The sequence below is a fragment of the Pseudomonas sp. 3296 genome (assembly GCF_031456615.1).
Taxonomy (GTDB): domain Bacteria; phylum Pseudomonadota; class Gammaproteobacteria; order Pseudomonadales; family Pseudomonadaceae; genus Aquipseudomonas; species Aquipseudomonas mucoides.
Map to the genome: position 1 here is coordinate 365321 of NZ_JAVDUY010000004.1, position 25154 is coordinate 390474.

26 protein-coding genes and 1 pseudogene are annotated in these 25154 nt (G+C 60.3%); 11 read left to right on the plus strand and 16 right to left on the minus strand.

Annotated elements, in window-relative coordinates; translation table 11 throughout:
* Window positions 1-58: 58 nt before the first annotated feature.
* From J2X66_RS12900 to J2X66_RS12925, 6 genes are all read right to left on the minus strand, one after another.
* Complete coding sequence (locus J2X66_RS12900) at window positions 59-664, minus strand: GGDEF domain-containing protein (RefSeq protein ID WP_310264811.1); 606 nt, start codon at window positions 662-664, stop codon at window positions 59-61.
* Between the two features lie 74 nt (window positions 665-738).
* The gene (locus J2X66_RS12905) at window positions 739-1317 is read right to left on the minus strand and encodes a hypothetical protein (protein ID WP_310264813.1); all 579 of its coding nucleotides are present in this window, start codon (window positions 1315-1317) and stop codon (window positions 739-741) included.
* 1 nt (window position 1318) lies between these two features.
* Window positions 1319-3487 carry a xanthine dehydrogenase family protein molybdopterin-binding subunit gene (locus J2X66_RS12910; protein WP_310264815.1) on the minus strand — a complete coding sequence of 723 codons (2169 nt, stop codon included), beginning with the start codon at window positions 3485-3487 and terminating at the stop codon, window positions 1319-1321.
* Between the two features lie 24 nt (window positions 3488-3511).
* Window positions 3512-3967, minus strand: a complete 456-nt coding sequence (locus J2X66_RS12915; protein ID WP_310264818.1) for a 2Fe-2S iron-sulfur cluster-binding protein — start codon at window positions 3965-3967, stop codon at window positions 3512-3514.
* A 305-nt stretch (window positions 3968-4272) separates the two neighbouring features.
* Entirely contained in the window at window positions 4273-5427 is a 1155-nt protein-coding gene (locus J2X66_RS12920; protein ID WP_310264820.1) for an NnrS family protein, read from the minus strand.
* 1 nt (window position 5428) lies between these two features.
* A complete protein-coding gene (locus tag J2X66_RS12925) occupies window positions 5429-5677 on the minus strand; it encodes a transmembrane sensor/regulator PpyR (RefSeq protein ID WP_310264823.1) in 249 nt (82 codons plus the stop codon).
* A gap of 255 nt (window positions 5678-5932) precedes the next feature.
* Between J2X66_RS12925 and J2X66_RS12930 the strand changes: the two genes are divergently transcribed.
* Both J2X66_RS12930 and J2X66_RS12935 read left to right on the plus strand, forming a co-directional pair.
* Entirely contained in the window at window positions 5933-6436 is a 504-nt protein-coding gene (locus J2X66_RS12930) for a VOC family protein (protein ID WP_310264825.1), read from the plus strand.
* Window positions 6437-6471: 35 nt separating this feature from the next.
* Complete coding sequence (locus J2X66_RS12935) at window positions 6472-7305, plus strand: AraC family transcriptional regulator (RefSeq protein WP_310264827.1); 834 nt, start codon at window positions 6472-6474, stop codon at window positions 7303-7305.
* Here J2X66_RS12935 and J2X66_RS12940 read toward each other — a convergent pair whose 3' ends face one another.
* Both J2X66_RS12940 and J2X66_RS12945 read right to left on the minus strand, forming a co-directional pair.
* Window positions 7306-7893 (minus strand): LysE family translocator, encoded by a 588-nt coding sequence (locus J2X66_RS12940; RefSeq protein WP_310264829.1) that lies wholly within the window; start codon window positions 7891-7893, stop codon window positions 7306-7308. It abuts the gene before it with no gap.
* Window positions 7894-8025: 132 nt separating this feature from the next.
* Window positions 8026-9357: a PLP-dependent aminotransferase family protein gene (locus J2X66_RS12945; protein WP_310264831.1), complete on the minus strand. Its 1332-nt coding sequence runs from the start codon at window positions 9355-9357 to the stop codon at window positions 8026-8028.
* An 87-nt stretch (window positions 9358-9444) separates the two neighbouring features.
* Between J2X66_RS12945 and J2X66_RS12950 the strand changes: the two genes are divergently transcribed.
* The 3 genes from J2X66_RS12950 to J2X66_RS12960 all read left to right on the plus strand — a co-directional run bounded on the left by J2X66_RS12950 (window position 9445) and on the right by J2X66_RS12960 (window position 11663).
* Entirely contained in the window at window positions 9445-10341 is an 897-nt protein-coding gene (locus J2X66_RS12950; RefSeq protein ID WP_310264833.1) for a DMT family transporter, read from the plus strand.
* A 90-nt stretch (window positions 10342-10431) separates the two neighbouring features.
* Window positions 10432-11052 carry a LysE family translocator gene (locus J2X66_RS12955; RefSeq protein WP_310264834.1) on the plus strand — a complete coding sequence of 207 codons (621 nt, stop codon included), beginning with the start codon at window positions 10432-10434 and terminating at the stop codon, window positions 11050-11052.
* Between the two features lie 170 nt (window positions 11053-11222).
* Window positions 11223-11663, plus strand: a complete 441-nt coding sequence (locus J2X66_RS12960) for a tryptophan-rich sensory protein TspO (RefSeq protein WP_310264835.1) — start codon at window positions 11223-11225, stop codon at window positions 11661-11663.
* Here the strand turns inward: J2X66_RS12960 and J2X66_RS12965 are convergent.
* The 3 genes and pseudogenes from J2X66_RS12965 to J2X66_RS12975 form a co-directional block, all read right to left on the minus strand.
* Window positions 11663-11755 (minus strand): annotated as a pseudogene (locus tag J2X66_RS12965) (pirin family protein); the annotation flags it as partial. The gene J2X66_RS12960 and the pseudogene J2X66_RS12965 sit on opposite strands and share 1 nt — an antisense overlap.
* Window positions 11756-11870: 115 nt before the next feature.
* Window positions 11871-12263, minus strand: coding sequence for a DUF6124 family protein (locus tag J2X66_RS12970; RefSeq protein ID WP_310264836.1), 393 nt, complete (start codon window positions 12261-12263; stop codon window positions 11871-11873).
* A 493-nt stretch (window positions 12264-12756) separates the two neighbouring features.
* A complete protein-coding gene (locus J2X66_RS12975; protein ID WP_310264838.1) occupies window positions 12757-13176 on the minus strand; it encodes a VOC family protein in 420 nt (139 codons plus the stop codon).
* Window positions 13177-13294: 118 nt separating this feature from the next.
* Between J2X66_RS12975 and J2X66_RS12980 the strand changes: the two genes are divergently transcribed.
* The 3 genes from J2X66_RS12980 to J2X66_RS12990 are packed head-to-tail and all read left to right on the plus strand — an operon-like array spanning window position 13295 to window position 15835.
* Complete coding sequence (locus tag J2X66_RS12980; protein ID WP_310264840.1) at window positions 13295-14377, plus strand: trifunctional transcriptional activator/DNA repair protein Ada/methylated-DNA--[protein]-cysteine S-methyltransferase; 1083 nt, start codon at window positions 13295-13297, stop codon at window positions 14375-14377.
* A 31-nt stretch (window positions 14378-14408) separates the two neighbouring features.
* On the plus strand, window positions 14409-15212 hold the full coding sequence (locus tag J2X66_RS12985) for an isocitrate lyase/phosphoenolpyruvate mutase family protein (RefSeq protein ID WP_310264843.1): 804 nt from the start codon (window positions 14409-14411) through the stop codon (window positions 15210-15212).
* 5 nt (window positions 15213-15217) lie between these two features.
* Window positions 15218-15835 (plus strand): DNA-3-methyladenine glycosylase, encoded by a 618-nt coding sequence (locus J2X66_RS12990; protein ID WP_310264845.1) that lies wholly within the window; start codon window positions 15218-15220, stop codon window positions 15833-15835.
* A 69-nt stretch (window positions 15836-15904) separates the two neighbouring features.
* Here J2X66_RS12990 and J2X66_RS12995 read toward each other — a convergent pair whose 3' ends face one another.
* The 3 genes from J2X66_RS12995 to J2X66_RS13005 all read right to left on the minus strand — a co-directional run bounded on the left by J2X66_RS12995 (window position 15905) and on the right by J2X66_RS13005 (window position 19114).
* Window positions 15905-17002 carry an extracellular solute-binding protein gene (locus J2X66_RS12995; RefSeq protein ID WP_310264847.1) on the minus strand — a complete coding sequence of 366 codons (1098 nt, stop codon included), beginning with the start codon at window positions 17000-17002 and terminating at the stop codon, window positions 15905-15907.
* Between the two features lie 2 nt (window positions 17003-17004).
* Window positions 17005-18129, minus strand: a complete 1125-nt coding sequence (gene aguA / locus J2X66_RS13000) for an agmatine deiminase (protein WP_310264849.1) — start codon at window positions 18127-18129, stop codon at window positions 17005-17007.
* A gap of 100 nt (window positions 18130-18229) precedes the next feature.
* Complete coding sequence (locus J2X66_RS13005; RefSeq protein WP_310264850.1) at window positions 18230-19114, minus strand: LysR substrate-binding domain-containing protein; 885 nt, start codon at window positions 19112-19114, stop codon at window positions 18230-18232.
* A gap of 219 nt (window positions 19115-19333) precedes the next feature.
* Here J2X66_RS13005 and J2X66_RS13010 point away from each other — a divergent pair, with 219 nt between their 5' ends.
* Window positions 19334-19822 (plus strand): GFA family protein, encoded by a 489-nt coding sequence (locus tag J2X66_RS13010; RefSeq protein ID WP_310264853.1) that lies wholly within the window; start codon window positions 19334-19336, stop codon window positions 19820-19822.
* Window positions 19823-19840: 18 nt separating this feature from the next.
* On the opposite strand, the gene J2X66_RS13015 is transcribed toward J2X66_RS13010, so the two are convergent.
* The gene (locus J2X66_RS13015) at window positions 19841-20449 is read right to left on the minus strand and encodes a tRNA-(ms[2]io[6]A)-hydroxylase (RefSeq protein WP_046032069.1); all 609 of its coding nucleotides are present in this window, start codon (window positions 20447-20449) and stop codon (window positions 19841-19843) included.
* A 162-nt stretch (window positions 20450-20611) separates the two neighbouring features.
* Here J2X66_RS13015 and J2X66_RS13020 point away from each other — a divergent pair, with 162 nt between their 5' ends.
* A complete protein-coding gene (locus J2X66_RS13020) occupies window positions 20612-21472 on the plus strand; it encodes a universal stress protein (RefSeq protein WP_310264856.1) in 861 nt (286 codons plus the stop codon).
* 119 nt (window positions 21473-21591) lie between these two features.
* On the opposite strand, the gene J2X66_RS13025 is transcribed toward J2X66_RS13020, so the two are convergent.
* Window positions 21592-22062 carry a DUF1289 domain-containing protein gene (locus J2X66_RS13025; protein WP_123435652.1) on the minus strand — a complete coding sequence of 157 codons (471 nt, stop codon included), beginning with the start codon at window positions 22060-22062 and terminating at the stop codon, window positions 21592-21594.
* 407 nt (window positions 22063-22469) lie between these two features.
* Between J2X66_RS13025 and acnB the strand changes: the two genes are divergently transcribed.
* Complete coding sequence (acnB, locus tag J2X66_RS13030) at window positions 22470-25070, plus strand: bifunctional aconitate hydratase 2/2-methylisocitrate dehydratase (protein ID WP_310265271.1); 2601 nt, start codon at window positions 22470-22472, stop codon at window positions 25068-25070.
* Window positions 25071-25154 lie beyond the last annotated feature (84 nt).

Consider the following 25154-nt stretch of genomic DNA (forward strand, 5'->3'; position numbering starts at 1 on the left):
ACGATGGTCACTTGTTGCGTACCGCCGAGCACGTAACAGCTGACTTGCAAGGTGTCACTTACCCCTGAATCGACAGCGTTTTTCCAGCGCGCATGGCCTCATCGACCACCGTCAGCAGTTCTTCCGCGGACTGATGCAACTGCGGGTCACATTCGATCTGACCGAGACTGAAGTGCAGGTCAGAACGGCGATGCACCGTGGCGTTACGCTCAGCGAGTATTTCTTCTAGTCGCGCCCGGATAGCGGCGATATCCACAACGCTTGAACCCAGCAGCAAGGCAACGAATTTGTCGCTGCCGAGCCGGCCGATCACATCGCTTTCGCGAAACGCGATTCGCAGCACATCCGCGAAGGTTTTCAGCGCACGGTCGCCCTCGGCGCGGCCATACAGATAGTTGATGTGCTTGAGCTCATCGAGCTTGAGAAGCAACAGCGTCGTCGGTTTATCCAATTGCTGGCAGGCGTCCAGCCCCTGTTGGGCCAATACGGTGAAACCGTGACGGTTTGGCAGCAGCGTCAACTCATCCATGCTTGCCATCTGCACGCCCATCAGCTCTTGCTCAGCCTTGTGAGCCAGGTCGCGCAGTAATTGACGTTCCTGTTGTGGCGAACGCAATGGATCAGCGCGAACGCCGTTTTTCACCGGTTTGCCTGGGATCAACATGACTCACTCCAGTGGCGGGTATGGTCTTTAGAGTCGGCCATGCCTGCATTGACTCCCTGTTAACGGACCGCCGGTCAGCTACCCAGCACCGGACAAGGGCCACCCGCCTCGGCCCACAGCTTGAATTGCGTGACAAAAATGTCGTGTGGCACCGGCACCGGCGCCCTGCCCTCACCGGGATTCCAGCCCCATAGCACCAGTTTGTCCTCGCTGACGTGTTTGATCAGTGCAGCGAAATCGCGGTCGCCATTGCTGGCGCGGTCCTTGATCATCGCGCACAGTTTGTCCGCCGGCAGGCCGATCCAGGCCATCTTGTGCGACGCGGGCGGCAGGCTCCAGTGTGGCGCTCCCGGTGGCGCATGCGGCCCGTAACTGGCCGGCGGATTGGTCTCGGCGTGACAGGTTGCACAGGGCAGTCCGGCCGCGCCCTTGCCGTCCATCCCGCGCACCACGTTCATGGCATGCGGGGTTCCGGCATCGAACTGCAACGGCGAATCCCCCGGAATGTGGCAGTTCTGGCAACGCGGACTTTGAAAGACTTTCTGCACCGTATCGAATGCCTTGATCGCTTCCTTGTCGTCCGCAAACAGGTCCTCGGCGTAGCCCGCCAGACCAATCAACAGCACCGCGCCCAACATCAGATGTCGTTTCATGTCACACCCCCGACAGTTGCAGCGGCAGCTCGCGCAAGCGCTGCCCGGTCAGGGCAAACACTGCGTTGGCGACGGCCGGTGCGGTGGGTGGAACGCCGGCCTCACCGATGCCGCCGGACCGTTCGGTACTGGGCACGATATGCACCTCCACCACCGGCATTTCGTTGAGCCGCAACACCTGATAATCGTGGTAATTGGATTGCACCACCTGTCCGTCCTTAAAGGTCAGTTTGCTGTGCAAGGCGAAGCCGAGGCCGAAGGTGATGCAGGATTCCATTTGCGCCGCGATGCTCATCGGGTTGACCGCAATCCCGCAGTCCACCGCGCACACCACCCGGTGCACACGGATTTTCAGGTTATCCTGGGACACTTCGGCGACGTGCGCCACGTAGCTGCCGAACGACTCATGCACCGCGACACCCAAGGCGTGGCCGTCCGGCAACGGCGCGGTCCAGTTGGCTTTTTCGACCGCCAGATTGAGCACACCCAAGTGTCTTGGATGGTTCTTGAGCAAGATTCGTCGGTATTCCACCGGATCCTTGCCGGCCGCCTCGGCCAGCTCATCGATCAACGATTCCATGACGAACGCTGTGTGGCTGTGCCCGACCGAACGCAGCCACAACACGCTGATACCGGTTTTCGGCGAGTGCAACTCCACCTGGTGATTGGCCAGGTCTTCCAGATAAGGGCTGTCGGCGACACCTTCCACCGAAGTCTTGTCGACCCCATCCTTGACCATGGTCGCCGCAAACGCAGTACCGTCCATGATCGACTGCCCGACCATCACGTGTTTCCAGGCAATCGGCATACCGCCGGCATCCAGGCCGATATTGGCCTGATGCAGGAACATCGAGCGGTAGTAACCGCCGCGAATGTCGTCCTCGCGCGACCACACGGTTTTCACCGGCGCGCCCGCAGCTATGGCAACCTGCACGGCTTCGGCGACAAAATCCGAGGTCGGATTGGCCCGGCGACCGAAGCCGCCACCGAGGAATTCGGTGTGGATGTCCACCTGTTCGGGTTTTAGCCCGGTGATCTTGCCCGCGATCATTTGATCCAGTGTCTGAAACTGCGTACCGGTCCAGATTTCGCACTTGTCCTTGGAGATTTTCACGGTGCAATTGAGCGGCTCCATCGGCGCATGGGCCAGGTACGGCACGCTGTATTCAACGTCGATCTTCTTCGTGGCGTTGCCGAGTGCGGCCGTTGCATCGCCCGCCTTGCTCGCCGAAATGCCGGGCGTGGCGGCCAGCTTGCGAAAGCTCTCCAACAGTTTCTGACTGTCGAGCCCGGTGTTCGGCCCCAGGTCCCAGTCGACTTTCAGCGCATCGCGCCCCAGCTTCGCAGCCCAGTAATGATCGGCAATTACCGCCACGCCCGTGGGCACCTGCACCACTTTATGCACGCCCGGTACCGCCAGCGCTTCCGAGCCTTCGAAGGATTTGACGCTGCCGCCGAACACCGGCGAGCGGGCGACCATGGCGGTCATCAAGCCGTCGAACTGCACGTCCATGCCGAACGTGGCCCGCCCCGTGATTTTCTCCGGCGTGTCCAGGCGCTTGGTGGGTTTGCCGATGACCTTCCAGTCCTTGGCCTCTTTTAATTTGATGGAGGCCGGATCCGGCACCGGCAACTTGCCGGCGTCGTCGGCCAGTTCGCCGTAGGTGGCGCGCTTGTCACCGGCAATGACCACACCCGACTCGGTACGGATCTGCGAAGGCGCAACGTCGAAGCGCTTGGCCGCCGCTTGGATCAGCATCAAACGCGCCGCTGCACCGGCCTGCCGGTAGCGGTCAAACTCCATCCAGGTCGACGTCGAGCCGCCAGTGATCTGCATGCCACCAAACCCAGCCAAACCGTAATCAGCGGCCGAGGCCGGTGAATGCTCGACGCGAATGGTCGTCCAGTCGGCGTCCAGCTCCTCGGCGATCAACATGGTCAGGCCGGTCCAGATGCCCTGGCCCATTTCCGAATGGCCGAGCAGTATGGTGACGCTGTTGTCGTTGCCAATGCGCAGGAAAGCATTGGGTGCAAAAATGTTGCCCTCATTCTCCGCGCCCACGGCGAAACGATGGGCGCCGGGGATGACGAACGCCACCACCAGCCCGCCCCCCAACAAAGCACTGCCCTTGAGAAAACGGCGACGTGAGACATCCAGGATACTGTTCATCGTTCTGATTCCCTCCACATGGCATCAACCGATCTCGGCGGCGCGTTTGACCGCCGCACGAATCCTTGGGTAAGTGCCACAACGGCAGATGTTGCCGGAGAGCGCCTGATCGATGTCGCTGTCGGTGGGCTTGGGAATTTTTGCCAGTAACGCGGCGGCGGACATGATTTGCCCGGACTGGCAGTAACCGCACTGCACCACGTCGAGTTCGGCCCAGGCTTGCTGCACCGGGTGCGAACCGTCAGTGGACAGGCCTTCGATGGTGAGGATTTTTTGCCCGTTGGCCACGGCGGTCGCGGGCGTGATGCAGGAACGTAATGGCGCACCATCGACGTGCACGGTGCAGGCACCACACTGGGCCATGCCGCAACCGAATTTGGTGCCGGTAAGGTGCGCGACATCGCGCAGGACCCAGAGCAGCGGCATGTCCGCAGGGACATCCAGCTCCTGATCCTTGCCATTGATGTTGAGGGTCAGCATTGCGAGTTTCCTCAGATTCACGGTGTTCTGAAGGGCGTCGCCACGACAAGCAAATGCCTGTGCGCGCCTTGGGTTATCCCTTCAGCTAAGCGCAAAATGCCGGGCGAGACCGGTTCATCGACCACCGGTCACACCTTGAATCCCATTCTGATGGCTGTGTTGCCGCCGCCAAACCCGCGACGACTGCGTCGCCGAACGCAGCCTCGCAGGCTCGAAAGCTGCTACATCGGCGAAACGGCCAGGGATTGGCGTACCTTTATCTATTTGGCCACCCGCCGGATCGCCAGTCAGGGTGGCTTGGGGCGTTAGACCCGTGGCTTGAACAGGATCGTGGTATAGCGCGTCAGGAACAGACCGAACGCCGCACACCACAGCAGCGCCGAGAGTGCCAGCCCTGTCCCGGAGAACGGAACCAGCAACACCCGGCACACACCTGCGGCAACCAGCAAGGCAAAGCCCAACACCACCGTTTTCGAGGGTTGTAACAATCTCCCGGTATGACCGAGGCTGACCCGAGCGATCATCGCCAGGATCAACCCGCCAATGCCGCCCACGGCCAGCGCATGCGTAGCCAGGCTCTGCTGTGGCATCAGGCCCGCGTGCCACAGCGCCATCGCCAACGCGGCCATCAGCATCCAGGCATACGCCAGGTACAGCGACCACAGCAACGGCACCCGCCAGATCCCACGATCATGCCAGCGCAACAAGCGCCACAGATGCAAAGCGCCCATCAAAAGAAACAACGCGGACAACCACGCCTTCGGGCTGTCATTCAAGCCACTGGCGAACGACACCGCCGCCAGCAATGAACTCACCAGCAGGATTTTAGTGGGCAACGAATGAGCCGCCGGTGTGGCAGGACGGTTCAAGCCACGCTGGATGAAAAACGGAATGACCCGCCCGCCGATGACCGTCATCAGCGCCGCCACCAACCACAAGGCTGCGAGCACACCGTGTCGTTGCAACCCGGCGTCATCGATGGCGATGCCCCACAGCGTCAATGCCTGGCAGCCCGCCATAAAAGCAACCACCAACAGAATTGGATAGTTCTCACGCTTGCCGGCCGCGATCAAATCCCTACCCAGCATCCAGGCCAGCAAAGGCAGAAAGGGTGTCTGCAGAGCAATCAGAATGGGCGCGGGGATCGGCAGCAACCACGCCAATCGCGCCAACAGCCACACCAATAGCAGCCCGATCAGCGGCCAGCCGCTCAAGCCGGGACGCCCGGTCCAGTTCGGCACCGCCGTCAACAGAAACCCGGCAATGATGGCCGTGGCAAACCCGAACGGCATCTCATGCCGATGCCAGCTCAACATGCCGCCAATGGGTTGCGCACCGGGTAATCGGCCGTACAACCACAGCCCCCAGATCGCCACCGCTACCAGCGCGAACACAGCACCGACCAAAAAAAACGGACGAAACCCGAGGCTGAACACCGGTACGCTGGCGAGTTTTCTCACTTCAAGCCACCACAGGAATCAGGGTTTTAGCCAACCGGTATTGGGCCAGCAGGCGCATGACGTAGCCGATTTTGAGCAATGTAGGGCCGATGATGGTCATGGCATGCATCACCACTAACAACGCGATGGGCATATGACCGTCGTACAGGTAGGCGCCGTAGATCCCGGCAAACAGCATGACCAGGCCGGCACCGAGCACTTTGCTCGACAGGTACAGAACGTGCAGAGGGTTGTTGAGAAAACCGAACATTTTGTCGTACTCCTGAATCGGGTCAGTTGTACGTTGAGCGCATCAAACGCCGTGCCAGGTATTGCCACCTTTAAAATCAATATGTTGAACGCATAAGAGTCATATCGACCAAGTCACAAAATAGTCTTTATGACCCACAAGCGAGTCATACCGACTCGTTTCTTCGGCAAGACTTTCGATCTACGGTCCGACCGGTCAGCGTCAGACTGACTACGCTGATAGTCCAGCATGAGTCACCCGTAGAGGAGCGCCACCATGCAACGCGTGCAAAAACTGACTCCCTGCCTTTGGTTCGACACTCAGGCCGAAGAGGCGGCGAAGTTTTACTGTTCGATCTTCGATCATTCAAAAATCACTGGCACCACCTATTACGGCAAGGCAGGCCAGGAGGTCCACGGCATGCCTGAAGGCTTGGTGCTGACGGTCAGCTTCGAGCTCGACGGGCTATCTTTTACCAGCCTCAATGGCGGGCCACTGTTCAAATTCAATGAAGCCGTTTCTTTCCAGGTCAACTGCCAGACCCAGGAGGAAATCGACCACTATTGGGGCACGTTGTCCGCCGGCGGCGAACCGCAGGCCCAGCAGTGTGGCTGGCTCAAGGACAAGTTCGGCCTGTCCTGGCAAATCGTTCCGCTCCAGCTCATGGACATGCTGAAAAGCCCGGACACCACCAAGTCCCAGCGTGCCATGCAGGCGATGATGCGGATGAAAAAACTCGACATCGCCGCCTTGCAGCGAGCCTTTGACGGCGAGAGCTAATACACTCCCGGACTGACCTGCCGAGGACGCCAAAGATGAAGCACGCCGCTGCCAAAAACGCCGACAAAGCCCCGCGCTTCTGGCGTGATGACGCCCTGCCCTTCATCGAAGCCCGCTCCATCGCCGACGGTCGTGAAGTCTGCTACACCCGGCATGCCCATGAGCACTTTTCCATCGGTGCGATCACCGCCGGATTCAGCACTTACCTGCACGAACAATCCGCCTTTCAGGTCAGCGCCGGTACCGTGGTGCTGATGAATCCCGATGATGTTCACGCTTGCAACCCGATCGACGACCAGCCGTGGTCGTACCTGATGCTGTATGTCGAGACGCCCTGGCTGACCGATTTGCAGCATCAACTTGGCTTCAGCCAGGACGCGGCGTTTCGGCGGTTTTCCACCCCCCATACGCGCGATATCCAGTTGTTTGTCGGTCTGCAAAAACTCTACGAAATACTGATTGATCCTCTACACGACGTGCTGCAGAAACACAGCGCTGCCGTGGAGTTTTTTACCGATGTACAGCAACGACTCAATCCGGTCGATCAACCGCTGCGCGAGCCCAATTTCAAGCTGGAACGGGCCGCCGAGTACATCCGCGACAACTGCACGCACGTGCTCAAGCTTGAAGATATTTGCGAAGCGGCTCAGTTGTCAGCGTCGTACCTGATCCGCGCCTTCAAGCAGCATTACGGCATGCCCCCCCACGCGTTTCTGGTCAACCGACGTATCCAGTTCGCCCGCGATCAATTGCGCAATGGCAAGTTGATTGCCGATGTTGCGCTGGAGGCAGGATTTTCGGATCAGGCGCATTTCCAGCGGGCATTTAAACAGCACCTGGCAGCGACACCGGGGCAGTACCGAGGCTGATCAGGGCAACAATAGATAAACCGCACTGACTGCCAACAGCAACGCCATGCTCCTGTTGAACCATCGCATGCCCGCCGGGTTGCTCAGGTAACCGCGTAAAAAAGTTCCGGCGTATACCCAGCAGCCTACCGACACATAACAGATCACCAGATACACCGCCGCAAACTGCCAGACCAGCCTCGCCTCACCGTCCGCGACGAAGGCGCCCATTCCCGCTACGCAGGCCAGCCAGGCTTTCGGGTTGAGCCATTGCATGACCGCGCCGTACAACATCGACGGCGCCCGGCCCGTCGCCCTGGCATCGAGACGACCATCGTCCGCCGCCAGTTTCCAGGCCATGAACAACAAAAACGCCACGCCCGCCAATTGCACCACCCGCGTCAGCGCCGGCCACACCTGCAATACCTCATGCAGCCCCAGCCCCATCAACACCAGCAACAACACGAACCCCAGCGTAGCCCCGACGACGTGCCGTTGACTGGCGCGAAAGCCGAACTGCGCGCCCGAGCTCAACGCCACAATATTTACCGGCCCCGGCGTTATCGACGCCACCAGTGCAAACGTTGCCATGGAAATCAACAGACTCATCGCACACCTTCTTCAATTCAGGGAAATCAGCGCTCACGGTACTGAGCGCCCTGCTCCGCGTATTGAAGAAAACTGCCTAAAGCATCGGCACGTTGTTGTAGGTACAGGGTGGGTTGAAACGCGCAAAGTTGCCTACGTATGCGCCTCCACCACCCACTTCACTTTCACCAGCGCCTGTCGAAGTGAGTCCATGTCTACCGAGCCCAACGCCAACCGCAAGGCGTGCGGCACATGGAGCGACGTCGCAAAGGGTTCGGCGGTGGACACAGAAACCTGCTCACGCATCAACGCCACGGCAATCTGGTCTGCCCGTGCGTCTTCCGACAAAGGCAGCCACAGAAAGTAGGACGACGGATGGCGGATCACCGCAAGTCCGCTGAGCGCCTCGTCGGCCAGTGTCTGTCGGGCCTGTGCGTCTTCGCGTTTTTGCGCTTCGAGCCGGGTGACAGTGCCATCCTCAAGCCAGGCGCAAGCGATGGCGGTCATGACGCCTGGGGTGTTCCAAGTGGTCGCCCTGACCGTGCGTTCGAGTTCGGCGACGTTTTGCGCAGGGGCCGCAATGAAACCAACGCGCAAACCGGTGGCGACGTTCTTGGAAAAACCGGACACGTAAATCGTGCGCTCCGGGGCCAGCTCGGCGATGGGCGGCGGCGCGTCTTCGGCGAGAAACGCATAGGCCCCGTCCTCGATGATGTGCAGGTCATGCTTGCGCGCAATCGACACCAGGAGTTCGCGCTGGTCGACCGGCATCACCCAGCCCATCGGGTTATGCAGGGTCGGCATGGTGTAGACGGCACGCACCGTCCGGCGGCGGCACAGGTCCTCCAGCGCCTGCAAATCCGGGCCCTGCTCCGTGACCGGAATGGGCACGATTTCCAGGTGCAGCGTGGCGGCCAGCACTTTGAAGCCCGAGTAGGTCAGCGCGTCCGCCGCGATTACGTCACCGGGTCGCAGTAATGCCATCAATGTCACTGCCAGCCCGTGTTGAGCGCCGCTGACAATCAACACGTTGTCGGCTTCAACCGTCAGGCCACGGCTAAGCAAATGTCGAGCAATGGAGGCGCGCTCATGCGCCCGCCCGCAGTGAGGCTGGTAGCGCAGGTGCGATTCCAGGTCGCCGGACAGCGCGAGTTGGCGCAAGGCATTGCGCAACAGGTCGGCCTGCCCCGGCAGCGCGGGATAGTTGAAGTTGAGGTCGATTACGCCCGGCGCGACGTCCGGCTGATCGATACCGTGGCTGGGCGGCAACGACGTCTCGCGGACAAAGGTCCCGCGCCCGGTTTCACCGCTGACCAATCCCATCGCTTCCAGTTCGGCATACACCCGGCTGGCCGTGACCAGCGCCAGGCCTTCGCTGGCGGCCAACTGACGGTGCGTCGGCAAGCGTGTGCCCGGCAGCAAGCGCCCCGCGTGAATATCGGCGGCCAGGGTGTCCACCAGGGACTTGTAGCGAGAGCGTGGCATCGTGGGATGTATCCATGACAATTTTTTGATTGTTCTTAATCCTGACTCATAGGATGCCTTTCACGCAACCTGACACGGAGACGCCACATGGAAAGGACATCAACGCTCAACAGACCGACACTGGACAAGCACGCCAGCGGGCTGATCAATGGCATCATCGGCGTGCTGATCTTCAGCGGCTCGCTGCCCGCCACCCGCGTGGCCGTGCTGGAATTCGACCCGGTGTTCCTGACCGTCGCCCGGGCCACCATCGCCGGCGTGATGGCGCTGTGCATGCTGTGGCTGTTCAAGGAAAAGCGCCCGGCGCGCAGTCAATTGCTGCCTTTGGTCATTGTGGCGCTGGGGGTTGTAGTCGGCTTTCCGCTGTTGACGGCATTGGCGTTACAGTACGTGACGTCGGCGCATTCCATCGTCTTTGTCGGCCTGCTACCTCTTGCCACGGCCGCGTTTGGCGTGTTGCGTGGTGGCGAGCGTCCACGACCGGCGTTCTGGTTTTTCTCGGTGCTGGGCAGTTTGCTGGTGATCGGTTTTGCCGTTTCCCAGGGGCTTACCACGTCGCCTGTCGGTGATTTGCTGATGCTGTTGGCGATTCTGGCCTGTGGCCTGGGGTATGCCGAAGGCGCCAGGCTTTCCAGAACACTGGGCGGCTGGCAGGTGATTTGTTGGGCGCTGGTGTTGTCGCTACCGCTGATGGCCGCGCTGACGGTGTGGCGGATGCCCGTTTCATTTTCCGGGATCACGATGCCAGCCTGGTTGAGCCTGGCGTATGTGTCGCTGTTCAGCATGCTGATCGGCTTCGTGTTCTGGTATCGCGGATTGGCGCAGGGGGGGATTGCGGCGGTGGGGCAGCTTCAACTGCTGCAGCCGTTTTTCGGCCTGGCGCTGGCGGCGACGTTGCTGCACGAACAGGTCAGCCTCGGCATGCTCGGGGTCACCGTGGCGGTGATTCTCTGCGTGGCAGGCGCGAGAAAGTTCGCCAGATAAAAGTGTACTGCGGCTTGTGTCCATGGCTGTACCGGGCGGTCCGTCCACCGCCCATGATAAAAATGGCGCTCTCGATCCCGGAGACTCGCCATGGACCTCGCTACCCTCACCCTTTTTCTGCCCGCCTGCTTTGCCCTGAACATGGCGCCCGGCCCGAATAACCTGCTGTCGGTCAGCAACTCGACTCGTTATGGCTATCGCACCTCCTGTGTGGCCGGGATCGGCCGGTTGCTGGCGTTCGCCGGCATGATCGCCCTCGCCTCCGCCGGGTTGGCCGTGGTGCTGCAAACCTCCGAAATGCTGTTCTATGGGATCAAGATCATCGGCGCGGCGTATCTGTTTTACCTCGCCTGGCAATTGTGGCGCGCCGACCCTGGCACCGAGCACGCAGACACCCGGCCACCCGTCGGGGTGATGGCCCTGGCGCGGCAGGAGTTTCTGGTGGCGGCCGGCAATCCCAAGGCCATCCTGATCTTTACCGCGTTCCTGCCCCAGTTCGTCGACCCGACTCGCGCGGTGACGCCGCAATTCGCGTTGCTGGGCGCGCTGTTTTTGATACTGGAATGGATCGCCATCAGCGCGTACGCCTACATGGGATTGCACATGCGTCGCTGGTTCGCCGAGCCGCGTGGCAAGCGGATTTTCAACCGGTGCTGCGCGGGGTTGTTGTCGGCGGCGGCTTCGGTGTTGTTGATGGCTAAGCGGGCGTGATCAAACGGGGGACGATGGTTCTTTAAGCACGACATCGCCCCCTTCGCTCCTTTGTGCCTGAGAAATATCATCCCTCCCTCCAAACTTTTCGCGTCACCGGGCGTCATCTCTTTAATGCTGCCGACATGGCTTTGCAGCTCCGGACAACTGACCTCAGCCAAGGATCGCCGATGACCTTTCTCGTTTTTCTTCTAGCCTGCGGTGCAGCCGCAAGCACAGGCTTCTTTTTTAAACCGGGCCTGTGGTACGAATCGCTGGTCAAACCCGGTTTCACCCCACCCAACTGGGTGTTTCCAGTCGCCTGGTCGACGATCTACCTTTTGCTCGCCTGGGCCGGGTACCGGTTGACCCTGGTCCCTGGCAGTCAGGAGGTGCTGGCGTTATGGGCGGCGCAGATTGCGCTGAATACGCTGTGGACGCCGGTATTCTTTGGCGCGCATCGCGTTTTCGCCAGCATGGTGATCCTGATGCTGCTCTGGCTGGTGGTCGCGGTGATGGTGGTGATGGCGTTGCAGCTTGATGTGATCACTGGCTTGATTCTGCTGCCTTACCTTGGGTGGCTTTGCGTGGCCGCGGCGTTGAATTTTTCCATCTTGCGCAATAACCGCTGATGAGGTTCCGCTGAACCGATCACGAAAATCACATCCCGGTGCATGGCCTTCAGCGTCACGATCCCGCTACCGGGTTCGAAGATAACCATTTCTGCGCAGTGAGCAGACCTGGTACGCCAAGCGGTGTTGAGTTGAGCACGCGGGCTTCCTCGCCCACCACGCACCGTTGGCGAGGAAGCAAGCTCCCCCGCCAACCTGATGCAGCGATTACTTAGGCGGAACGAAGTTATCGAGCATTCGATTCACCGCCAACTCCCCCAGCATGATGACCTGCTGCAATGCCAGGGCGTTACTGCGATGAGTCCCCTCTAGCGATGCCGCCACGTTGCTGGCCATGACACTGGCCGACGCCATGTTCTCGCACGTTTGAACCAGCAAGGTTTCATGGTCGACGTCTGGGGCAATCATGTAAATGGTGCTGGGTTTACGTGGAGTGTTGTTCATGAGCGCCGCCGGGTTGAGATAGAAGTTGAGCGCGCGTTCGGCGGCGTCGTGAAGTTTTTTGGGGTCGAGGGTTTCGTACGGGGACACTGAATCGGCGTTTGGCGGATCGGCATCGGGTGAATCGGTGTCTGGCGGGTTAGGTGTTACTTTGAACATAGATGAACTCCAACTTCTAATATTGAGGAGCCATCACCCTCGCTACCAAACGAAGGGGTGGCGGCCATACGTGGGTTGGTAGACCGGTAGAAGCTGGAAACCCGGCGCTCACAATGGAGCCCCACGCATGACCACCATAAAAACAGAGTCCCAAAAAGAGACTACATAAGGTGTTGTCATGCGGCTTCTAGACGGGCTACCAAACCCGATCACTATTTTCAGTGACAGGGAAACGATATAGCCCACCCCTTAGCCGCACAAGCCGGCGGATTCTGGCTTGATCGTAGGTAACGGCGCAAGGTTTTGTAGCCTTCGGGACGTAACCGCAAGTGTTTTTAAACACGCTAAGCTAAACGCGTGAAGGCCTCCAAAAAAATCAAAGAAACGTCCGACATATTTCAGAAAATGATCGAATCCTATCGAGTGGCCGGTTTGACGCCCTGAAGTTCGCTTGGCCCCGAATCGAGTTCCTGCGTGAGCGGCTTGAGGATGCTCAAGGCTGATCAGTGGACGACCCTTTGAGCTCGACCTGGTTGCCATCCGGGTCGAAGCAATACAACGACAAACCATAACCTTCAGCCCCAAAGCGCGTGGCCGCTTTTTCCGGCGTCAAACCAAACGACTGCAAGTGACTGACCAGCGCCGCTTCATCAAAAGGTTCGATGCGCAGGCAGACATGGTCGAGGTTACGCCCCTCCTGACCCGCGCCAGCACCACCCTTGCGCCCCAGCTCCCCGTCCAGGCTGACGAGGTCGATCATGGAAGTCCCGGCGCGCAGATGCACCAGCCCCAGATGGTCTTGGCGCTTGACCAGTTCAGCGCCGAATACCCGGGCGTAAAACGCGATGCTGCGCTCCAGGTCCTGGACGCGCAGCACGATGTGATCAATGTGTTGAATCGTGAACGGTTGCATGAAATCAGTTCCTGAAGGGTTGCATGACCGGTAACCCGGACACTGTAGTCCAGGGCCACAAAAATTCACTGTCGATTTTCCGGTGGAGTCACCGCCCCCAGGGTTTTATGCTCAGCCCATGAACATACAAACCGCATTGCTGCCACCCCACGCCGAAATGGTTCGCGCCATGCTCGAACGCGACACCGCCTACGAGGGCGTGTTCTTTACGGCCGTGAAAACCACCGGGATCTTCTGCCGCCCCGGCTGTACGGCGCGTTCGCCGAAACCGGAGAACGTCGAGTTCTTTGCCCACGCCGATGAATGCCTGGCGGCGGGTTATCGCGCGTGTCTGCGTTGCAAGCCACTGGACGCTGCGGCCATCGCGCCAGGCTGGGTGCAGACGCTGCTGAAGTCGGTGGACGCCGATCCCGAGCAGCGCTGGACCGACGCCCAGTTGCTGGCCGAGGGCATCGAGCCGCTGAAGTTGCGGCGCTGGTTCAAACAGCATTTCGGCATGACCTTTCACGCCTGGCTGCGCACCCGCCGCCTCGGCATGGCGCTGGGCGGGATCAAACAGGGCGATTCCATCGATAGCGCGGCCTTCGATTCGGGTTATGAATCCCTCAGCGGTTTTCGTGACGCGTTCCAGAAGTCGTTCCACATCACCCCGGGCCGGGCCGCACAGAGTGAACCCCTGCTGTTCACCCGGTTGACCACGCCACTGGGGCCGATGATTGCCATGGCCGAGCGTCGCGGGCTGGTGTTGCTGGAGTTCCTCGACCGCCCGGCGTTGACCCGTGAAGTCGAAGAACTGCAGAACCGTTATGGCTACGCGGTCGCGCCAGGACACAACGCGCACTTGCAACAAATCGAAGCCGAACTGACGCAGTACTTCGCCGGAAAACTCAGCGAATTCAGCGTCGCGCTGCACACGCCCGGCAGCGAGTTCGCCCGACAAGTCTGGGCTGCACTGGCACAGATCCCGTACGGCCAGACCAGTACCTACGGCAGCATCGCCAGGTTATTGGGCAAGCCCGGCGCCAGTCGCGCAGTGGGTTTGGCCAACGGGCACAACAGGCTGTCCATCGTGGTGCCGTGCCACCGGGTGATCGGTGCAGACGGCTCGTTGACCGGCTATGGTGGAGGACAACCGCGCAAGGCGTTTCTGCTGCGGCTGGAAAACGCCGCGATGCAGATGACCCAACAACTGGCGTTCTGATTGCCTCAATCGTCATAAGGAAGGACATTCGATGGACAAGCAATTCCACCAACTGCACCACGAAGGCTTGTTGATCCTCACCAACGTCGCCGATGCCACCGGGGCGTGCATCGTCGAGCAACTGGGCTGCAAAGCCGTCGCCACCAGCAGTGCGGCGGTGGCCTGGGCCCATGGTTATGCAGACGGCAACGCCCTGCCCCTCGAGCGCCTGGTCTCAACCGTCGAGTCCATCGCCCGGGTGATTTCGGTGCCGTTGACCGTAGACGTCGAGGCCGGTTATTCCGATGACCTGACGCGGGTCGCGCAAGTGATTGAAGCGGTGATTGGCGCCGGGGCGGTCGGGATCAATATCGAGGACGGCGCGTCCCCGCCCGAGTTGCTGGTGCGCAAGATCGAAGTGGCGCGCAAGGTGGCGAATCAGCGCAATGTGCAGCTGTTCATTAATGCGCGCACTGATGTGTACCTCAAGGGCTTGGTGCCGGCCGAAGATCGCGTGGCCGAGACACTCAAGCGTGCAGCGCTGTATCAAGCGGCAGGTGCCGACGGGTTGTTCGCGGCGGGGGTGTCGGCGGAGTACGAAATCGCCGCACTGTGCCAGGGCACCACGTTGCCGGTGAACGTGCTGGGGCTTGCGAGCCTGCCTTCGCCTGAAACGCTGAAAGCACTGGGCGTACGGCGTTTGAGTGCCGGTTCGGGCATCGCCGAGTTTTTGTATGGCGCCATGGCCGGGCTGGCCAAGGGTTTTCTGGAAACCGGCAAACTCGACAGCAGCCACCTCAAGGCGTTTACGTACGGTGAAGTCAACGCCCTGCTGAAAAGGGCCGGGAACGCTTGATCGCCATGCCCGATCCTTATCGGCCCGCGACCGAATTTCTGGCGTCCCTCGACGCCGACTGGGCGCGCCACATCGCCGCCGTCGGCCCGTGCCTGCATCAACCCCATGCGGCTCGCGATCCGTATGAGTCGCTGGTGCGGGCGATTGCCTACCAGCAGCTGCATGCCAAGGCCGGGGATGCGATTGTCGGTCGCTTGCTGGGGTTGTTTCCGTCGGTGGCGTTTCCACGACCGGAGCAGATTCTGGCGTCCGGGTTTGATCAGCTGCGCAGTTGCGGGTTTTCGGCGGGCAAGATCGCGACCATTCAGGGGATTGCCCAAGCGACGCTGGATGGCTTGGTGCCCGATTATGCGACGGCGTTGGCCATGGACGATGAGGCATTGATCGAGCGCCTGATCACCTTGCGCGGGGTCGGGAGCTGGACGGTTGAGATGTTGCTGATCTACAGCCTTGAGCGGCCGGATATCTTGCCGGCCGATGACTTTGGCGTGCGTGAGGGGTATCGACGGCTGAAGGGACTGGAGGTGCAGCCGACGCGCAAGCAGATGGTGGAGATCGGGTTGGGGTGGAGCCCGTATCGGACGGTGGCGGCGTGGTATTTGTGGCGGGTGCCTAGCCGGTAGACCGCGTTATCGTTCTTCGCGAGCAGGCTCGCGAAGGCGTCCGGAAGTACGACACATCCCTCCAGCCAATCACAACCCCGACTTCAACCGGCTAAACGCCCGAATCAACGCCCGGTTAAACGCCTTCCCATTGTCATTCTTGCTATACAACGAAGCCCTGACCTGCGCCGACGGATACGTCCCCGGGTCATCGCGAATCGCCGGATCGACCAGCCCGTCCGCCGCCGTAATCGCATTGGCGTAGTGAATGGTGTCGGTGATCGGCGCGATCACTTCAGGTGTCATCAGGTAATCCATCAATGCCAGCCCCGCCTCGGGGTGTGGCGCATCCTTGGGAATGACCATCGCGTCAAACCAGATCAACGTGCCTTCCTTGGGTATCCGGTACTTCAGCGTGAACGGTTTCTTCGCCGCTTCGGCCTGCCCCGCCGCGATGGCCACGTTGCCGTTCCAGGACATCGCCACGCAGGTGTTGCCGTTGGCCAGGTCGCTGATGTTCAGGTCATTGTCGAAATAGCGAATGTACGGCCGGATCTTCGCCAATTGTTGCTCGGCCAGTTTCAGGTCATCGAGGTTCTGGCGGTTGATATCCAGGCCCATGTATTTCATGATCGCCGCAAACACCTCGTTGGGATCGTTGAGCAGGCTGACCCCGCAATCGGCGAATTTCGACACCACGGCCGGATCGAACAGCATCGCCCAACTGTCCCGTGGCGCGTCGGGCAGGCGCTGCTTCACCGCTTCTTCCTGATAACCGACGCCGGTGGTGCCCCAGGCATAAATGCCGGCGTAACGGTTGCCCGGATCGAACACCGCCATGTGCTGGCGGAACTCCTCGCCAACGCCTTGAAAGTGCGGCGTTTGCTTGCGGTCCAGTATCTGGATCGCGCCACTCTGGATCGCCCGGGACAAATGCTGCCCCGCCGTCAATACCAGGTCATAGCCGCTGCGACCGGTGAGCAATTTGGTCTCGACGGTTTCCAGTGAATCAAAGTGATCGGCCACCACATGGATGCCGGTTTTTTTCTCGAAATTGCTCAGCGTATCCGGCGCCAGGTACTCGCCCCAGATGTACAGGTTGACCACCGGTTTGGCGGTGTCGGCGGCCTGCACACACAGGGGTGCAAGCACCAGCATTAACGCTTGAGTCAGTTTGTGCAGGCCCATGTTCATACTCCCTTTTTGTGGCTGGCAGGCGCCGCGTATTGAGGCATGGTGATGCACGCGACGTTGCCGCCACCGAGGAGGATTTCCCGGGAGTTTTCGATACCGACGATCTTGTGCTGCGGGAACAGTTCCGCGAGGGTCGCCATGGCGGCCTGATCATTGCGATCACCAAACAGCGGCACCACGATCGAAGTGTTGCCGGCGTAGTAGTTGATGTACGACGCGCAGATTTGCGTCCCGGCCTGACGCGTGTGCGTGCTGTCTTGCTGATCCAGACCCTCGGCTTCTTCAGCCGTCCACTCCAGTACATCGGGCTGCGGCAGTTTGTGCACGATCAATTCGCGGCCACGGCTGTCGCGGGTGCTGCGCAGGATGTCGTAGGCCTCTTGATAGATTTCCCATTGCGGGTCATCGCGGTTGTCGGTCCATTGCAGCACCACTTCACCGGGGCGCACGAAGCACGCGAGGTCATCGACGTGGCCGTCGGTTTCGTCGAACTTGCAGCCCCGTGGCAGCCAGATAACTTGCTCGGCGCCGAGGTAATCGGTCAGGCGCCGCGTGACTTCTTCCTTGCCCAGATGCTGGTTGCGATTGCGGTTGAGCAGGCATTGTTCGGTGGTGAGGATGCTGCCCTGGCCATCGCTCTGGATCCCACCCAGTTCGGCGATCAGCGGTGCGCGATAGCGGTCGAAACGTTCGATTTCGAGGATTTTGCTGGCGATCTGATCGTCCTTGTCCCACGGGTAGTACAAACCGCCATCGAGACCGCCGTAAGCGTTGAACTCAAAGTCGACACCGCGCACTTCGCCACTGTGATCATTGACCACGAAGCATGGCCCGCTGTCGCGAAACCAGGTGTCGTTGCAGGTCATTTCCACCACACGCACTTGCGGCGGCAATTGACGGCGGGCGGTGGCGAACTGCGTGGCCGAGGCGCAAACGGTGACCGGTTCACTGTGGGAAATCGCGGTGACGATTTGCACCCAGACTTTCTGCGCAGGCTTGGCACCGTTGCGCCAGACGTCGGTGCGCTCCGGCCAGCCGAGCCAGCAACCGGACTTGGTTTCGAATTCGCCGGGCAAGCGGAAACCGTCTTGTTTGGGGGTGGAATCGAGCAAACGTGCCATGGTCAAACCTCGTCAGCGGGGATTGGAATGACCACAGGCTAAGGTCGCTGGCGCCGTCCTCGCCAACGATGATTATTTCGGAACAGTTGAATTCAACTCATCAATCGATCAGCTGATCATTGAACCATTCCAGCATCTGCGCCACCGCCGGACGCTCCAGCCGCACCCGCTCGCACACCAGCGCGTATTGGCCAAGGGCAGTCATGCTCGAGGTGAAAGGTCGAACCAGACGCCCGCTGAGCAAGTCTTCCTGCGCCGTCAGGTTATCGCCCATGGCCACACCCTGCCCCTGGGCTGCAGCTTCCAGCGCGAGGCCGGCGTGAGCGAAATACAGCTGTCGCTCGGGGCGTTGATCCCCGGCATGGCTGGTCAGCCAGGCCGTCCAGGTCTTGCCGTCCTGATCGTCGTGCAACAGGCAATGCCGCGCCAGATCCCTCGGCGTTTTCAGCGTGCCCTGATTGAACAGGCCGGGGCTGCACACCGGGAAGAACTGCAACGCCGGCAAGGGTTTGACAAAGAACGCACTGCTGTCCACCGGACCGGTGCCGTAGGTGATCGCAAGATCAATGTCTTCACCCGGCGCCGTGCCGTCAATCGGTTGCTCGTAGAGGTGCAGGGTGATGTGCGGATAACGCGCGTAGAAATCCGTGAGCCGGCTCATCAACCACTTTTGCGCCAGCTCGGCGGTGACGGCCAGGCGCAACACCGCCAACGATGACGGATCGCGCAGCTCATCGCAGGCATCGCCGATCAGTTCGAAGGCTTGCTGCAGGCTTTGCATCAGTCGGCCTGCGGCCATGGTTGGGCGAATCTGCCGGCCTTCGCGGATGAACAGCGAAACGCCGAGGTGTTCTTCGAGCTGGCGGATTTGATGGCTGACGGCGCTGTCGGTGACGCACAACTCGGCGGCGGCCCGGCCGAAGTGCGCGTGGCGGGCGGCGCATTCGAAGGTTCGCAGTGCGGCCAGTGAAGGTAATCGTCGCATGAGTCGGCCCCGGTGATGGAGGCGCCCATGCTGCCTCGGCCGTGAGTGGGCGTCCAGCAGGACGCGTTATCGCTCATCGCGGGCAAACCCGGCTCCTACAGGGGATTTGTGGCGCTCACAATACCCTGCGGGAGCCGAGCTTGCTCTCGATGGCGGCAGCCCGGATTCTGGTCCCGGTCTAGGCTGTCTGGATAAACCCCAGCCCCATCGGAGGTTGCCATGCAACTTGAAGGTTCCTGCCATTGCGGCGCGGTGTCGTTCAGTTTGAACAGTGCCCACCCCTACCCTTATCAGCGTTGCTATTGCTCGATCTGCCGCAAGACCCAGGGCGGTGGCGGGTTTGCGATCAACCTCGGCGGTGAAGCCGCAAGCCTCAAGGTTCGCGGCCGCAAACACATCGCGATCTACCATGCGCGCATGAAGGACGAAGGCGATAAACGGGCGCACAGCAGCAGCGCCGAGCGGCATTTCTGCTCGCTGTGCGGGACGGGACTGTGGCTGTTCAGCCCTGAATGGCCGGAGCTGATCCACCCGTTCGCCTCCGCCATCGACACTGCGCTGCCGGTACCACCGGAGCACACGCATTTGATGCTCGGTTCAAAAGCACCGTGGGTAGAGGTTGAGGCGCACGTGGGGGATCAACAGTTCGAGGTGTATCCCGAGGAGTCCATTGCCGAATGGCACGAACGGCTGGGTTTGAGCTGCTAAAGCGCCTCTGCGGCTGTGTCAGGCCGCAGCAGGTACACCGCTGTGGAAACGGAATTCCACGTCCGGTGACTCGATCAGTTCCTGCTCGGCCGCGCGCACCTTGTCGATCACTTGGGCGATGTCCTTGGCGTCGCCGTACTGGTAAGCCAGCTTCAGGTAACCCTGGAAATGCCGGGCTTCGCTTTTCAGCAGGCCGAAGTAGAACTTGCCCAGTTCTTCGTCCAGATGCGGCACCAGCGCCTCGAAACGCTCGCAGCTGCGGGCTTCGATAAAGGCCCCCACCACCAGCGTATCCACCAGTTTCACCGGCTCATGGCTGCGCACCACTTTGCGCAGGCCCGAGGCGTAGCGCCCGGCGGACAACTGGCGCAGCTCGATCTTGCGCTTTTTCATCAGGCGCATGACTTGTTCGTGGTGCACCAGTTCTTCCCGGGCCAGGCGCGACATCAGGTTAATCAGGTCGACGTGGGAGTGATACTTGGCAATCAGGCTCAGCGCGGTGCTGGCGGCCTTGAATTCGCAGTTCTTGTGGTCGATCAGCAAGGTTTCCTGATCGGCCAGTGCGGCCTGCACCCAGCCGTCAGGGGTACGGCAGCCGAGGAACTCGTGAATTTCGGGAAGGATCATGGGGCTCACGGATAAATGGTCAAAACGAAGGGCGCCGATTATACCGGCCTGCCGCCAGACCACCAGTCGCCAACCGTTGATATGCATCAAGTACCTGGTTGGCGAGCAGGAACTATAGTTGTGCAACGCCGTGCTTTTTAGCCGTTTATGGAGATTCCCCTCATGCAAGCCATTCGCAGCATCCTGGTGGTCCTCGAACCCGAACACTCGGAGAGCCTGGCGCTCAAACGGGCCAAATTGATTGCCAGAGTGACCCAGGCACACTTGCACCTGCTGGTCGGTGACCGCAAACATGACCATAGCGCTATGTTGGGCGTGCTCAAGACAGCCTTGTTGGCGGACGGCTTTAGCGTTACCACCGAACAGGCCTGGAGCGAAAGCCTGCACCAAACCATCATCGACGTGCAGCAAGCCGAAGGCTGCGGGCTGGTGATCAAGCAGCATTACCCGGACAGCCCGCTGAAAAAAGCTTTGCTGACCCCGGACGACTGGAAACTGCTACGTAACTGCCCGACACCGGTGCTGCTGGTGAAAACGGCCGGTTCCTGGAAAGACAAAGTCATTCTGGCCGCCATTGATGTGGGCAACACCGACGGTGAGCACCGTCACCTGCACAACACCATCATCGATTACGGCTATGACATCGCCAGTCTGGCCAAGGCGCATCTGCACGTGATCAGCGCGCATCCATCGCCGATGCTGTCGGCGGCCGACCCGACGTTTCAACTCAGCGAAACCATCGAGGCGCGCTATCGCGAACAGTGCAAGGCGTTCCAGGCGGAGTTCGACATCGACGATGAGCATTTGCATATCGAGGAAGGTCCGGCGGATGTGTTGATTCCGTTCATGGTGCACAAGCTGCAGGCGGCGGTGACCGTGATCGGCACCGTGGCGCGGTCGGGGGTGTCGGGGGCGTTGATCGGCAATACGGCGGAAGTGGTGCTCGATTCGGTGGAAAGTGATGTGTTGGTGCTCAAACCCCAGGAGATTGAGAATCACCTTGACGAGTTGGCTCAGCACTGAAATCTGTGGTGTCTGGTCGGACGTCATCGCGGACAAGCCCTGCTCCCACAGGGTTTTGTGAGCACCGGAGCTTGACTGTAGGAGCCGGGCTGGGTCCAGGCGGCGTTCCGACGATGCTTTCAGGCGCCGAAGGCGTCTTTTAAAAAGCCCGGTGCGATGTACCGTTGATAATGCGCCTCGGACAGCAAAAAGAACTCCCGATCAATGGCATCACGCAATTCCGGCAGGTTCCAGTCACGAAACTCCGGCATCAGCACCATCCCGTACGCCTCCAGGTTATTGATCACCCGCGCCCCACGGGCAATCAACTGATACGCCCAGCAATACTCCGACTGATGCGGCACAAAGCGAATTTTCCTTTGTTCAAGCTGCAGACGCAGGCGCTGGGCGTCGAAAACCTCCAGCTTGCTGGCCATCACCTGGGACAGCAATTGCTCAAGACGCAGCCATACCGCGCGCTTCTCCTCCTCGTTGTAACCATTCCAGTTGATCACTTCGTGGTGGAAACGCTTGCAGCCACGGCACACCAGGTCACCGTAAACGGTGGAGCAGAGGCCGACGCAGGGGGTCTTGATGGTCTGATTGGGCATAGGTAGGCAGAACACGGGAAAGCAGAACAGGCCGGCATGTTAGCCCTTTGTCTAACATTCATCACCCCTCAAAGTTCAGGGGCTAACTTACCTTTAATTTTTTTTTGCCGTAGAATCAGCCAGCCTTTTAAGGCGCCAATGTCCGTTAGAAGCTGTTTTCAAAGCGTCACGAGCACAGTCGTTCCTTCAGAGCGGTGTTGGCGAAGGGTTTTTCCAGCGGGGAAAAACCCAACGCCAACCCTCATCAGCTCCCGTTCTGCAGGCGTAAAACTTTGAAAGCAGCTTCTGTAAGGAATTGTCGGTAATTCTGGCTAAGTGGCTCACAACGCCACGCAGCGCATGAGTACGGCAATTTCGGGATGAGCGTCCCGGACACCCATTTGGGACCACTGATGAGGGTAATAACTGTGCTTGAAGCCTACCGCAAACATATCGAAGAGCGTGCAGCACTGGGTATCGTTCCCCAGCCGCTTAACGCCGAACAAACTGCAGGCCTGATCGAGCTGCTGAAGAATCCTCCGGCTGGCGAAGAAGCTTTCCTCGTTGACCTGATCACCAATCGCGTTCCACCTGGCGTGGACGAAGCGGCCTATGTCAAGGCCGGCTTCCTGTCTGCCCTCGCCAAAGGCGAAGCCAAATCCCCCCTGCTCGACAAGAAGCGCGCTGTAGAACTGCTCGGCACCATGCAGGGCGGCTACAACATCGTCACTTTGGTCAACCTGCTGGACGACGCCGAACTGGCGCCAGTGGCGGCCAAAGAACTCAAGCACACCCTGTTGATGTTCGACGCCTTCCACGACGTCGCTGAACGCGCCAAGAACGGCAACGTTCATGCCAAAGGCGTACTGCAATCCTGGGCTGACGGCGAGTGGTTCAAGAACCGCCCTGTTCTGGCCGACAAGATCAGCCTGCGTGTGTTCAAGGTCACCGGCGAAACCAACACCGACGACCTGTCCCCTGCTCCGGACGCCTGGTCCCGCCCGGACATCCCGCTGCACGCCCTGGCCATGCTGAAAATGGCCCGCGACGGCATCGTGCCGGACGTGCAAGGCTCCATCGGCCCGATGAAGCAGATCGAAGAAATGCGCAACAGCGGCTTCCCGATCGCCTACGTCGGTGACGTGGTCGGTACCGGTTCGTCGCGTAAATCGGCGACCAACTCGGTGCTGTGGTTCTTCGGCGACGACGTTCCTTACGTGCCGAACAAGCGTGCTGGCGGTTTCTGCTTCGGCAGCAAAATTGCTCCGATCTTCTACAACACCATGGAAGATGCCGGCGCACTGCCAATCGAATTTGATGTGACCAACATCAACATGGGCGACGTGATCGACCTGTACCCGCACGCAGGCAAAGTCTGCAAGCACGGTACCGATGAAGTCATCACTACCTTCGAAATGAAGACCCCTGTGCTGCTGGACGAAGTCCGTGCCGGCGGTCGTATTCCGCTGATCATCGGCCGTGGCCTGACCGACAAGGCTCGCGCCGAACTGGGTCTGCCAGCGTTCGACCTGTTCAAGAAACCGGATGCCCCTATCGAAAGCACCAAGGGCTTCACCCTGGCGCAGAAAATGGTCGGCAAGGCGTGCGGCGTAGCCGGTGTGCGTCCAGGCACCTACTGCGAACCGAAGATGACCACCGTCGGCTCCCAGGACACCACCGGTCCAATGACCCGTGACGAACTGAAAGACCTGGCGTGCCTGGGCTTCTCCGCTGATCTGGTGATGCAGTCCTTCTGCCACACTGCGGCTTACCCTAAGCCGATCGACGTGACCACCCACCACACCCTGCCAGACTTCATCATGACCCGCGGCGGCGTTTCCCTGCGTCCGGGTGACGGCATCATCCACAGCTGGCTGAACCGCATGCTGCTGCCGGACACCGTCGGCACCGGTGGTGACTCGCACACCCGTTTCCCGATGGGCATTTCGTTCCCGGCCGGTTCGGGTCTGGTGGCGTTTGCTGCAGCCACCGGCGTTATGCCGCTGGACATGCCGGAATCGATCCTGGTGCGCTTCAAAGGCAAGATGCAACCGGGCGTCACCCTGCGTGACCTGGTTCACGCCATTCCTTACTTCGCGATTCAGGCTGGCCTGTTGACCGTTGAGAAGAAAGGCAAGAAGAACGCCTTCTCCGGCCGCATCCTGGAAATCGAAGGCCTGGACAACCTGAGCATCGAACAGGCTTTCGAGCTGTCCGACGCCTCGGCCGAACGTTCGGCTGCCGGTTGCACCATCAAGCTGTCGAAAGAGTCGATCACCGAGTACCTGAGCTCCAACATCACCCTGCTGCGCTGGATGATCGGCGAAGGCTACGGCGATGCACGGACTCTGGAACGCCGTGCTCAAGCGATGGAAGCCTGGATCGCCAACCCTGAGTTGATGGTTGCCGATGCTGACGCCGAATACGCTGAAATCATCGAAATCGACCTGGCCGACATCAAAGAGCCTGTGCTCTGCGCGCCAAACGATCCGGACGACGCCCGTCTGCTGTCCAGCGTTGCTGGCGAGAAGATCGACGAAGTGTTCATCGGTTCGTGCATGACCAACATTGGTCACTTCCGCGCTGCCGGTAAGCTGCTGGATCAGGTCAAGGGTCAGCTGCCAACCCGTCTGTGGCTGTCGCCGCCGACCAAAATGGACGCTCACCAGCTGACCGAAGAAGGCTACTACGGCATCTACGGCAAGGCCGGCGCACGCATGGAAATGCCAGGCTGCTCGCTGTGCATGGGTAACCAGGCACGTGTAGAGCCGAATTCGACTGTGGTGTCGACGTCGACCCGTAACTTCCCGAACCGTCTGGGTGACGGCGCGAACGTCTACCTGGCTTCGGCCGAGCTGGCGTCCGTGGCGTCCATCCTGGGTCGCCTGCCGACCGTCGAGGAATACATGGAGTACGCTGGCAAGATCGACAGCATGGCGGCTGATGTCTACCGCTACCTGTCCTTCGACCAGATCGCCGAGTTCCGTGAAGCGGCTGCGAACGCCAACATTCCGGTCGTTCAAGCCTAACGCTGCAACGCAATAGAAAACGCCGCCCATCGCGAGATGTGCGGCGTTTTTTTATGCCTGCGATGGCTATGCCCCTACACTGCT